We start from the raw sequence: 11,473 nt of genomic DNA on the forward strand, positions 1-11,473 counted from the left end.
TGGGTTACGGCAAAGGGGGGTAGAAGGGCTTGAGCGGGCCGCCGATCTGACTGTAGTTGTCGACGTTGCCGTCCTCGCTTTCGTACAGCTGGCGGGCCAGGCGGTTGTTGGGCGCGCGGTACAGGAACGGGATCAGCCAGGCCAGCTTGTAGGGGGCTACCTCGGTCTGGGCCTGGCCCATCAGTTCGGGCAGCGGGCCGGGGTCGAGCACCGTGCGTGCGGCGAAGTTGCCCAGCAGCTCCAGGGTCTGCTGGTCGTATTCGCTCCAGGGCAGGCCATTGGCCCGCGCCGACTCGGCCAGCAGTACCAGCGGCACCAGCGCGTACTGGCTGTAGGTGGCGGCAAGCCGGGCACGCGCCACTTCCAGCGGCAGGTAGGCATAGCTGCCGTCCCCGCTGCGCACCGCCTGCTGCAGGCCGCGACGCAGATTGCCGTCGGCCCAGCGGATGAAGTCGTCGCGCTGCACCAGCATGCCGCTGGCGGCCACGGCCCAGGCGGCCCAGTAGTCGTGGTTGTTGAACCAGGTGAAGCTGGCGGCCTGGCGTGGCTGGTACTCGCGGATGATCAGTTCGCCGAGCTGTTCGAACCAGCGCGTCTGGGCCGGCGACAGCTGCACCTGGCCGTTGCTGGCGGCCTGGGTCAGCAGCAGCGTCGAGGCCATGGCCGCCACCGCCCACTTGCGCGCCGCCATGCCGGTACTGCTGGCATCCGGGTTGAGCAGGGCACCGGCCTGCGCCCAGTGCTCCAGCCACTGGTCCTGGCAGGCCAGGGCCATGTTGGCCTGTTGCGGGGTCTTGGCGCGCTGGAAGCGCTTGCTGGCGAAGATCAGCCCGGCGATGAACTGCTTGACCTGCTTGCTCGCCGCCTCGGTGTCGGCATCGGGGCGGCTGCGCAGGGTCGACTTGCTGGCATCGCGCTGGTCGTACTTGCTCTGCATGCGCAGGCTGGCGGTGTACGGTGGCGGCGGCTGTTTGCTGCACTGCAGGGTGCGGTAGTCGGCGATCATCGCCGACTGGGCGGTGGCCCGCGCCGGCCAGATCGATTGCGCGGCCAGGCTGCTGCCCAGCTGCAACCCGGCGCACAGGCCCAGGGTGGCGACCAGCCAGGGCTTCAGAGGCATAGACGGGTTTCCACCTGGGTGGCGGCCTGGCTCGGCTTGGTCGGTTCGAGGAACACCGAGAGCAGGTTGGCCCCGGCGAACTCCTTGGCCTTGCTCAGCTCCAGGTAGTACTGGCCACCGCTGACGGCCGCCTCGCGGCGAAACCACACCTTGTCGCGGGCACCGTTGTCGTAATACACGATCACGTAGAAGTCCTTGACGTTCTTGTCGCTGATGCGGATGTCCAGAAAGCCCTGGCCGCTGCCCAGTGCCTTGCGGCTTTCGCCGGCGTTGCTCAGCAGTTCGATACGGTCGTTGACGCGCAGCGCAGGGCGCTGCAGGCGGTTGCCCAGCACCGGTGTGGAGGTGCTGCAACCGCCCTTGACCGCCGGAATCAGCTGGCGGTACATCTGGTCGGACTCCAGCTGGTAGTTGGCCGGCAGCTCCCAGATGATCAGTCTGGGCGGTGCGTCGGGCTTGTAGTTCTCGGACAGCAGGTATTCGAGCAGCGAGCCGTCCTGGCCAACGCCGGGCAGGGCGTAGTTGAGGATGTCGACGTCCAGGTACTGCTTGAGGTAGCCGTCGAAGTTGAACTGCTTGCTCTCGTCCTCACGGGCTGCGGCGTTACTGTCGCCCACCAGGATCACCTGCGGGTCGGGGGCTTCGTCGAACAGTGCGTCGGCATCGTCGGCCACCGGGATGGTCTGGTAGCCGCGTACGTACTGGAAGCCGTAGTTGTTGCCGCAGATGCTGCTCATCGCCAGGTTCATGGTGCCATCCTTGGGCACCATCACGCCGGGCTCGGTGCGGTAGTGCTTCTTGGTCAGGTCGGCATAGAACGGCTGGCGGCGCACCTCATCGGCCACCAGGCGCGCGGTGGCCTCGGCACCGCTGGGGGTCCAGTGGTGGTCGCGGCGAAAGAAGTACTCGCCCGCCGGCGGGGTGCGCACCAGTTGCATCAGGTCGGGCACCACCGCGCCGCCGCTGCGCAGCTGCTGCAGGTAGCTGGCCAGGTTGTTGCTGGCGCGCTCGAAGTCGAACCCGTGCAACTGCCCGGGGTAGAGCTTGTCGCGGTGCATCAGCCCACGGGTGGGCTGCACGGCCATGGCCACGTGGATACCCTGCTGGCGGAACGCGGCCATCAGGCGCGCGAACTCCGGGCGCATGGGCGCGGGGATGCCGAAGTCGTTGGTCAGGTCGACGGCCGAACGGAACAGCCAGCGGTCCTTGCCCGGGACGATCTCGCGCATCAGTTTCATCCGCCCTTCGGCGTATTTCTGCGGATCGCTCAGGGCCGGGCAGACCATGCACTCAAGGCTGGTGCAGCCGGGGCTGGGCGCCTCGGCGGCCTGGCCGGCCTGGCTGGCGGCAGCGAGTACGGCCATCAGGCCGAGGGAGGTAAGGATCTTCATGCGCGGTTCATCATCCTGTGTTCAAGGCCAGCCTGCGGTTACAGCGTGGGGTCGATGCTGTTGGCCACGCTGATGCTCTTGTAGCCATTGGCGGCGGGCAGCAGCACGTAGCTGTACGAGCGGCCTTTCTTGAGGAACAGGTCGTCGAACTGGGCGACGTTGCGCTGATCGACATAGGCGGCGAAGCCGATCTTGATTTCGTTGACCAGGCGGCTGCCGGTCTGGTCTTTGCCCAGCGGGTCGATGACCGAGGTCTTGCCGTCGGAGGTCTTGAGGGCGGCCTGCGCGGGGGTCAGGTTGTAGAAGGCGATCTGGGCCTTTTTCGGTTCGTTGACGTATTTGTCGGCGATCAGGGTCAGGCCCTTGCCGTCATACACCACGGTGCTGGCGGCGTTGGCCTTGAGCTGCGGCTCGATGGCCTGCTTGTCGACCGCGATCTTGTGGCTGCCGGCAGGGGTGAAGCGGTAGCCGCTGAGCTGGCCGGGGGCGACCTTCTGTGGGTTGACCTTGCCGCTCAGGGTCACGTCGATGCTGCGATCGCTCAGGTTGAGCACGCGCACGAAGGCCGAGTCGGCCGGGGCCACGGCGTCGTAGAGGTCGGCATTGCCGTCGTTGGCGAGGCTGGCGGTGCTGACCAGCAGCAGGGCGGTGGCGGCGAGCAGTTGGCGTGGCGAACGGGTCATGGTGTATCTCCTTAGAAGTGTTGGGTCTGGTTCATCTGACGCTGGCCGCTGACCCGATGGGCCAGCAGGGTGCGCAGCGGGAATTCCCAGACCACGGTGTCGATGTCAGGGTTGCCCAGCTCATCGCTGGCCAGAAACTGGTTCATTGCCTCGAACGGCCCGCGGGCCTCCACGGCAATGCTCAGCAGGTCACGGTTGAGGGCTTCCTTGAGAAAACCGACGAAGTTCCAGTCGTCGATCTTGCTGTAGCTGGTACCTACCAGCAGCAGGCTTTGGGCCTGGTCGGCGAACAGCTCATCGCTGCTCTGTTCGGCCTTCAGGGTTTCGTACACGGCGATCTGGTTGGCGCCAAAGTCCGGCATCAGCCGGCTCTGGTCGAACTGGATGTAGTTCATCAGGTCGCCCTTGACGGTCTTTTGCGCGATCTGGTGCGACACATAGCGCTCCTGGCCCAGCAGCTCCGGGTGCTGGCGCGCCAGTTCGAAGGCGGCCAGGCGTGCGCCATCGGGGCTCCAGTGGGTGTCGGACTTGAGAAACAGCGGTGGGCCGCCGAGGTTGTCCAGAAACGCCGAGCGCAGCGGCGTCACCGTGACGTTGCGTGCCTGCAACTGCGCCACGAAGCGGTCGTACAGGCTGATGGCCCGCGGATCGAACGGGTGCTCGGCATGCGCGGCATAGATGTCCAGCTTCATCGGCAACGGCAGCAGCACCAGGCGCTTGCCGTGCTGCGCCAGTTGCGCCTGCACGGCGTCGATCTGTGCCAGCTGGCCTTGCAGGTTGGCCTCCAGGTCATTGGGCACACGGTATTCCTGGGAGGTATAGAGCCAGCCGTCCTTGCCCAGTACCACGCCCTTGGTGCCCTCCCTGAACAGCAGGTACTGCGCGTCGGCCCACAGCTGCACCGAGGGCTCACGCAGGAAGAAGCGCTTGTCGTAGGCCTGCTCGAACTTGCGCAGCAGCTTGCCGTCGACGAACAGGTTCCAGGCGTCACTCTGGTTTTTCGCGAAACTGAAAACCGGCGGCAGGGAGTAGACGAACATCCCCGCCAGCACCAGGCAGAACAGAATGCCGTTGACCTTGCTTGCCGAGTTCATCACCGGGTACATGACAGTCTCCTAGAACTGGAAGTAGAGGAAGGGGGAGAACGAGTGCGCAGCCAGGCTGCTCAGCGCCAGCGCGAAGCCGGCCCACAGCAGCACGGCCTTGAGCCCGCCGACATGGGCCATGAAGAAGTGCTGCTTGTTGCCGGCGTAGTAGCGCACGTTGTTGCTGCCGGCCAGGATCAGCCAGCACAGCGCCACCGCCACGAACGACATGGCCATCTTCGAGGCGCCCAGCACGTAGAGCTCCAGCGAGCCCAGGCCGTTGAAGCCGAACAGCGCCTGGTAGATGTCCAGGCTGTGGCGCAGGTCGTTGGTGAAGAACAGCGGCATGCTCAGGATGATCAGCAACCCGGTGCGCAGGTTGCGCCCCAGGCGGTAGGGCGTGGTGACCTTGGTGGCCAGATTGAACTTGCGCTCGATCACCATGCCCAGGCCGAAGAACAGCCCCCAGCAGATGAAGGCGAAGCTTGCGCCGTGCCACAGCCCCGACAGCAGCATGGTGTACACCAGCGCCGGCATGGCCCCGGCGATGCGCTTGCGCACCAGCGGCATGTACACGTAGTCGCGCAGAAAGTGCGCCAGGGTCATGTGCCAGCGGCTCCAGAACTCGGTGATGCTCTGCGAGACGTAGGGCTGGTTGAAGTTCTCCGGGAAGCGAAAGCCCATCATCAGCGCCAGGCCCAGGGCCATGTGGCTGTAGCCGGCGAAGTCGAAGTACAGCTGCAGGGTCGACACCACCAGGCCGAACCAGGCATCGCTCAGCTGCAGGCTGCCCTCGCTGATGAACAGCACGTTGATCGGCGCCAGCTGGTCGGCGATCAGCACCTTCATGATGAAACCGAGCATGAACCGGCATACCCCCAGCGAGAACATCTCCAGCGAGTGGGTACGCTGGCGCAGCTGCGGGGCCAGTTGGCTGTAGCGCAGGATCGGGCCGGCCACCAGGTGCGGGAACAGCGCGACGAATGCGGCGAAGTCGATGAAGTTGTTGGTGGGCGTGGCGTCCTTGCGGTAGATGTCGACGATATAGCTCAGGGCATGGAACACGTAGAACGAGATGCCCAGCGGCAGGAAGATCGTCTCCAGGGTGAAGGTGTTGATGCCCAGCGGCGCCAGCAGTGCGCCCAGCACCTCGGCGCCGAAGTTGGCGTACTTGAAATAGCCCAGGGTCGACAGGTTGCCGATGATGCCGATCCACAGCAGGCGGAACGCCCAGCGCTTGTCGCCGGCGTCCAGGCGCGCCTTGATGCGCAGGCCGAACCAGTAGTTCCAGTAGGTGATGCCGACGAACAGCAGCAGGAAGTCCGGGCGCCACCAGGCATAGAAGATGTAGCTGGCGGCGACGATCACCGTGGAGCGCCACGGCGCACGCGCCAGGAAGTACACCGCCAGGAACAGCGGCAGGTAGAGGAACAGGAACACGTTTGAGGCGAAAATCATCGCGGGGCCCGCCCTTAGTAACTGATCACGACGCCGACCGTCAGCTGGTAGTCGTCACCGGTATCCAGCGCGTTGCCGGCATTGAGGTAGCTGGCGCTGACCAGGGTGTTGACGTCCAGGTGCTTGCCGTCGAGGGCGACCGGAAACATCTTCCAGTAGTAGTTGAGGTCGAGCATCTGCCCCACGTGCTTGCCGTTGCCGTTGCTGCCCTGGGCGATGGCCTGGTTGCGCGCGCTGCGCTGGTCGCCGTCGACGCGGATCGGCAGGGTGCCACTGGCATCGCGCAGCTTGAGTTCGGTGAGGCGAAAATCCAGGGCGCTGCGCGGCGTGGGCCGGGTTTCCACGGCAAAGCCGTAGTAGCTCAGGTTGCGCAGGTCGAGGCTGACGAACGAGCTGGCCAGGCGGGTGCTGTAGGAGCCCTGGCGGGTGATGCGGTCGGACTGGATGGTGTTGAGACGAAAACCGTCGTTCTCGTTGCTCGGCTTGTCGGTCAGCCCGCCGCGCAAGGCCAGGCGCGGGGTCCAGGGCAGGTCGTCGAAGCGTTTGCCGATCTCGCCCAGCGCCGCCCAGCCGCTGGCGTTGTGGCCGGTGGTGGTCAGGCCGTTGCCGTCGGTGTTGTCGACCTTGCCGTCGAGTGCGGCCAGCTCCAGGTGGTAGTCGCTGAACAGCGGGCTGACCTGCAGGTTGTCGGCCTTGAAGAACAGCCCGTAGCGCATGCCGGTGAAGTCGTAGCGGTCACGCGGGTCGTGCCCGCTGTGGTCGTCTTCGTACATCACGCGCGTGCCGGCCCAGTTGTTCTCGCTCCAGCGGTAGGCGTACTCGCCCATCAGGTAGGTGGTGCGTTCTTCGCTGTCGGCCAGGCGGTTGACGTCGCTGTTGTAGTTGTAGAACTTCTGCGCCACGGCGAAGAAGCCCTTGGCGAAGGTGTCCTTGTAATCGAAACGCAGCGATTCGATGCTGTCGTCCCACCAGATGCCGTAGTCGTCGGCAAAGCGCTGGCGTCCGGCCGACAGCGAGAAGCGTGGGTCGTCGCCCAGCAGGTTGCGCTTGACGTACAGCTCGCGCAGCTCGGCGTACCAGCCTTCGGGCTGCTCGCGGTCGAAGGCGTTGGTGCTTTCGTTCTGGCTGTTGGCCGTCTGGCTGGAGTCGTAGTTGAGCCACAGGCGACCGTAGACCATCCACTTGGCCCAGCGTTTTTCCGGTGAGTACCAGGCGAACGAGGGTTCGTAGCGCAGGCTGTAGAAGCTCTCGCGGCTGCGCCCCACCTGGGAATCTTCGGGGCCGTAGCCGGTCTGCACGGTGAGCTTGTTGAAGAATTCGGAGGTGATCACCGGCGTGCTGGCGTCGGCGTCTACCCGCACCGGCTCGCTGCTGTCGGCCTCGGGGCCGGTGATTTCTTCGGCGGCGAACGCGGTGTACAGCGGCGCGAGCATGAGCAGGGCGCCAAACAGGGACGGATGCGCTTTCACAGGGTGGTCTCCTTGAGCAGGTCATTGCGTGCCGCCATGGCGCGCTCGATGTCAGCCGTTTTCAGGGTTTTGTCCAGGCGCTTGAGCAGCCCGCGGGCGCGGCGCTCGCCCAGGTCCAGGGCAAGGCGCGCGTAGGTGTAGGCCTTGACCGGGTCGTGGCAGATGGCGCGGCCGCTCGCGTAGATGGTGGCCATGCGGTACCAGGCGGCAGTGGCGCCGCGCTCGGCCTGTTCCTGGTAGATCGCCAGGGCACGCTCCTGGTCGGGCTGGTCGAGGCCGCCCTTGCTGTACAGGTCGGCCAGCAGCAGGTGCGCGTCGCGAAAGTTGCTGGCGATCAGTTCGTCGATCAGCACCTGGGCCTTTTGCGGGTCCAGGGTCAGCCAGTTGGTGACCATGTACAGCGAGGCATTGAGCGCCTTGGCCCGGGTCGGGTCCTTGGCCTGCACCTGGGCAATCAGCGCCTGTACCTGGTCGGCGTTGTGCTCGGTGGGGTTGGAGATCATGAAGTTGGCCTTGGACACCAGCGCCGGCACGAAACCGCGCTGCGCGGCGTTGTCGAACCAGCGCTGGACCTCGGCCATGGCGGCCGCCCATTCATCGGCCAGGGCCTTTGCACGGGCCTGCTGTTCGGGGGTGGGCGCGGGCCTTGGGGCACCCATGGCGTTGCCCAGCTGTTCATCCTGCTCGGCCTGCTGGTCGGCACGCTGCACGGTGCTGATGGTGTCGAGCAACGAGCCGATACGGTGCACGATCTCCACCGGCAACTGCGCCATCCGGGGCTCCAGGGTGCGGGCGAAGGCGGGGAACGCGGTGTCCTGGCGCTCGCCGAGGAAGGCGTAGTAGCGGTCGACGCCACGCGGGTCGACGCGTACCGCCTGCTGGTACCAGTGCTCGGCAGCGGCGCGGTCGCCCTGGCGCTCGGCGACCACCGCGCGGTACAGCTCGGGGTGGCAGTCGAGCAGGCAGGACTGCTCGTACAGCGCCAGCAGCTGCGCGGCCTCGGCGGTGGGCACCAGGTCCGGGTAGGTCAGGAACACTTCCAGCGTGGCATTGGTGTTGCGCGGGTCCAGGGTGGCCGGGTAGCGGGTCAGCGCCTGGGCCACCCAGGCGCGCTGCTGCTGGCGCAGGCCGGGGCTGCGGTCAAGCAGGCGGGCCAGCGAGGCCAGCGCCGGCACCAGGCCGCGACCCTCGGCAAACGCTTCCTGGTACAGGCGGATCGCCTCCTGGCGGTTGGCGCTGTCGCTGCTGGCCAGCACATCGCCCAGCAACTGCTTGGACGCCAGGTCACCGCGCTCGGCGAGCACGCGCAAATCGGCGCTCACATCGGCTTGCGGGTCCTTGTACAGCGCGTAGCGGATCTGCTCCAGGCTTTGCCCGGCAAGGGCAGGGCCGGTGCAGGCGAGGGCAGTGAACAGCAGCCAGGCGGGCGTCATCGGTTTCATCTGGGGGCCCTTCAGCGCGACAGCGACGGCAAGGCCGGCAGGCCCAGGTACAGGTCCACCGCCACCGGTTTCTGGTAGGCCGCCAGTGGCAGCGGACGGTCCGGCCGGATGGTCAGGGCGAGGTTCTTGTTCAGTGCGTCGACCCGCGAGTCCACCACGGTGCCGCCGAAGCGTTCGTCCAGGCCGAACACCTGCAGGTCCACGGATCTGACCCGGCTGATGTCGCTCAGCTTGTCGAACGGCACGTTGGCGCTGACGTACAGCGGCTGGTCCTTGGGCAGCAGGTGCAGCAGCGGCGCCTGCTTGTAGCCGTAACCGTTCATGGGCGTGCTGGGGAAGTACACCTGGCAGTCGCACGGGCTGTTGATCACGGTCTCGATGGTGGCGCGCCCCAGCAGGGTCTGCAGGTCGCCGGGCGCGAGGTCGGCCAGCGCCTTCATGTCGGCCGGGCTGGTGAAACTGGTGGCCAGCTGGGTGGAGATGTTGGCCAGCGGCTCGCCGGCCTTGACCTCGCTCTGCCCAGGCTGCAGCAGGAACTTCACGTAGCCGTTGTCGGGCATGCTGATGATCTGCGCATCGGCACTGACCTGGGCCTGCACGGCCGGAATGCGGAAGAACAGCAGGTAGCTCTTGTAGGCCACGAAGCTCAGCGCTGCGATGCCGGCGGCGGTGAACAGCAGGGTGCCGCCGATGGCGCGCAGGCGATCGCCTGCATTGCGTGCGCTGGCGTACTTGTGCTTGCGCTCCTTGATGTAGTTCTCGCGCTGCATCACGTTGAACAGGCCGTTGACGTCGGCAATTTCGCCCGACAGGTAGGCGCTGATGATGTAGCGCAGGATGTCGCGCTTCTGGGCGTCGAGGTCGACGAACTGCGCGCCGACTTCGGCGCCGCGCTGCGAGACGATCTTGATCTGGCTGTCGATGTTCAGGTCGACCTGGTTCAGGCGCAGCTGGATCGAGGCGTTGTACAGGCTGCCGATCTTCAGCGGGGCGCTGTGCACCAGGCCCAGGCCGCCCAGGGAGATGTCCTGCAGGGTGCTGTCGATGGGCGCCTGGCCGGGGGCGCTGAGCCTGACCCGGGCATTGAGCTTGGTGCGCACGTACTGGCGTTCGTCGATGGCCTCGTGGACCACGTTGGCTGCAGTGGTGCCGGGGGCTGCTGGGATGTTCGAGCTACTCATGGCAGGCGCCTTTCCTTAACGTTGCGTGAGTTCGAGAAGTACCGAGATGGCACCGAAGAAAATCGCGATGGATGAAAACAGCATCGCCTTCGATGACCAGCGGTTCAGGGCCGTGTCGAAATCGACAGTGCCGTTGCTTAGCGTGGTTTTTTGCCGGGTCCAGCTCTGCTGGTCCATGTGGAACAGTGCGTACACCTTCATCAGCGAGCCCACGATCTGGTTGTAATAGAGAACGAACGGGTACACCGGGCTGACCGGGTGACCGGCGAACAGAAACAGCACCGTCACCAGGCTGCGCGAGAGCAGTACCCAGAACAGGTACACCAGCAGGTACTCGATGCCGAACACCACGCCGGCCACTACCGAGGCGGTCAGGCCCATCAGGCAGGTCCACATCGACACGCGCTGGTCGAGCAGCACGTACAGGGTGAACAGGCCCAGGCGGGCGCGGCCCAGCAGGTGGGTGGCGCGAAAGTTCTGGCGCAGCGAGTTGCCGTACCAGCGGAACATCAGCTGGCGGGTGGCGCGCCAGAAGCTGTTGTCTGGTGGATGCTCCACGGTCAGGGTGTTGCTGTCGGGCACGTAGAAGGTGTCCCAGCCGGCGCGCATCAGGCTCAGCCACGAAGACTTGTCGTCGCCGGTGAGAAACTGGAAGCGGCCAAGGCGCCAGTGTTCGAGAAAGTCGGCTTCCACGTCGCGGATGAATTCGGGGTCGGTCATCACGCTGGCGCGAAAGAACGACAGCCGGCCGGTCAGGGTCAGCACCCGGTGCGACAGGGCCATCGAGCACATGTTGATGTGCCGCTGCACGAAGCGCATCGAGTGCCACTGGCGCATCAGCGGGCTGCCTTCGACCTCGCAGAACTCGTTGGTGGTCAGGCCGCCGACATTGGGCAGGTAGGCGAACAGCTTGACCGCGCGCTCGACGCAGCCGGGCAGCATCATGGTGTCGCCGTCGACCACGCCGACCACCGCGTCCTGCAGCGGCATCTGCCGCGACAGGGCACGGAAGGCATGGGCCAGGCCGTCACGCTTGCCGGTGCCACGGGCGCGCACGATCACCAGCTTGATGTCGTCGCGATCGACCACCTCGTTGCGCATGATGGTCTTGATGAACTGCTCGTCGCCTTTTTCCACGATCGAGGCGATCACCGTGCACGGCACGTTCAGCCGCTGCACTTCCTGGAATACCGACTGGTACACCTTGAAGGTGGTGTGGGTGGGGATGCGAAAGCTGGTCACCACCATGAACATGTGCGAGGGCAGGGCATCGTCGCCCATCCGCTCGACCGCCTTGCGGATGCGCGGGAACTTCCAGTGCAGGAAGTACATGCCGCGGATGTAGTGGACGATGGCATTGCCGTAGCGCCACATGCCCAGGGTACCGATGATGAAGATGAACGTGTGGTGGCTGGGGTCCAGGTACTGCGGCGCGATCATCTGCGACGCCAGCGCGACCAGGCCGAACAGGCAGGCCCAGGCACAGAAGCTGGCGCCTGCCTGCAGGTAGCCGGGTCGGCCCTCGGGCCGCTGTTGCTGTGGTTTCATGGTGCCGTTTCTCCTTGGTACGGGCAGCGCGCACCCGGCCGTTCACGCACATGAGGTTCGCCGGCGCTCCGAAGGAGGCGGCACTCAGGCAGGTAA

9 protein-coding genes are annotated in these 11,473 nt (G+C 65.7%); all 9 read right to left on the minus strand.

Annotated features, from left to right (window positions below):
• Window positions 1-4: 4 nt before the first annotated feature.
• Genes FW760_RS00695 through FW760_RS00735 form a run of 9 tightly spaced genes read right to left on the minus strand, consistent with a single transcriptional unit; the run spans window position 5 to window position 11,377 of the window.
• Window positions 5-1,120, minus strand: a complete 1,116-nt coding sequence (locus FW760_RS00695; protein WP_446443484.1) for a polysaccharide lyase — start codon at window positions 1,118-1,120, stop codon at window positions 5-7.
• A complete protein-coding gene (locus FW760_RS00700; protein WP_043860257.1) occupies window positions 1,111-2,511 on the minus strand; it encodes an alginate O-acetyltransferase AlgX-related protein in 1,401 nt (466 codons plus the stop codon). The genes FW760_RS00695 and FW760_RS00700 overlap by 10 nt, the downstream gene beginning before the upstream one ends.
• Window positions 2,512-2,549: 38 nt before the next feature.
• Window positions 2,550-3,194, minus strand: a complete 645-nt coding sequence (locus tag FW760_RS00705) for an alginate O-acetyltransferase AlgF (RefSeq protein WP_043860258.1) — start codon at window positions 3,192-3,194, stop codon at window positions 2,550-2,552.
• 11 nt (window positions 3,195-3,205) lie between these two features.
• Window positions 3,206-4,300, minus strand: a complete 1,095-nt coding sequence (locus FW760_RS00710) for an alginate O-acetyltransferase (protein ID WP_058540404.1) — start codon at window positions 4,298-4,300, stop codon at window positions 3,206-3,208.
• Window positions 4,301-4,309: 9 nt separating this feature from the next.
• Window positions 4,310-5,737: an MBOAT family O-acyltransferase gene (locus tag FW760_RS00715; protein WP_043860260.1), complete on the minus strand. Its 1,428-nt coding sequence runs from the start codon at window positions 5,735-5,737 to the stop codon at window positions 4,310-4,312.
• Window positions 5,738-5,751: 14 nt separating this feature from the next.
• The gene (locus tag FW760_RS00720; RefSeq protein WP_043860261.1) at window positions 5,752-7,206 is read right to left on the minus strand and encodes an alginate biosynthesis protein AlgE; all 1,455 of its coding nucleotides are present in this window, start codon (window positions 7,204-7,206) and stop codon (window positions 5,752-5,754) included.
• Window positions 7,203-8,648, minus strand: coding sequence for a sel1 repeat family protein (locus FW760_RS00725; protein WP_052504205.1), 1,446 nt, complete (start codon window positions 8,646-8,648; stop codon window positions 7,203-7,205). The genes FW760_RS00720 and FW760_RS00725 overlap by 4 nt, the downstream gene beginning before the upstream one ends.
• A gap of 11 nt (window positions 8,649-8,659) precedes the next feature.
• The gene (locus FW760_RS00730; RefSeq protein ID WP_043860263.1) at window positions 8,660-9,829 is read right to left on the minus strand and encodes a PilZ domain-containing protein; all 1,170 of its coding nucleotides are present in this window, start codon (window positions 9,827-9,829) and stop codon (window positions 8,660-8,662) included.
• A 15-nt stretch (window positions 9,830-9,844) separates the two neighbouring features.
• A complete protein-coding gene (locus FW760_RS00735) occupies window positions 9,845-11,377 on the minus strand; it encodes a glycosyltransferase (RefSeq protein ID WP_173925053.1) in 1,533 nt (510 codons plus the stop codon).
• Window positions 11,378-11,473: the final 96 nt, after the last annotated feature.

The sequence above is a fragment of the Pseudomonas sp. 1176_21 genome, assembly GCF_052850635.1.

Coding starts and splice junctions, on each gene's coding strand:
- FW760_RS00695 (WP_446443484.1), bottom strand. CDS start 1,120: ATGCCTCTGAAGCCCTGGCTGGTCGCCACCCTGGGCCTGTGCGCCGGG.
- FW760_RS00700 (WP_043860257.1), bottom strand. CDS start 2,511: ATGAAGATCCTTACCTCCCTCGGCCTGATGGCCGTACTCGCTGCCGCC.
- FW760_RS00725 (WP_052504205.1), bottom strand. CDS start 8,648: ATGAAACCGATGACGCCCGCCTGGCTGCTGTTCACTGCCCTCGCCTGC.
- FW760_RS00710 (WP_058540404.1), bottom strand. CDS start 4,300: ATGTACCCGGTGATGAACTCGGCAAGCAAGGTCAACGGCATTCTGTTC.
- FW760_RS00715 (WP_043860260.1), bottom strand. CDS start 5,737: ATGATTTTCGCCTCAAACGTGTTCCTGTTCCTCTACCTGCCGCTGTTC.
- FW760_RS00705 (WP_043860258.1), bottom strand. CDS start 3,194: ATGACCCGTTCGCCACGCCAACTGCTCGCCGCCACCGCCCTGCTGCTG.
- FW760_RS00735 (WP_173925053.1), bottom strand. CDS start 11,377: ATGAAACCACAGCAACAGCGGCCCGAGGGCCGACCCGGCTACCTGCAG.
- FW760_RS00730 (WP_043860263.1), bottom strand. CDS start 9,829: ATGAGTAGCTCGAACATCCCAGCAGCCCCCGGCACCACTGCAGCCAAC.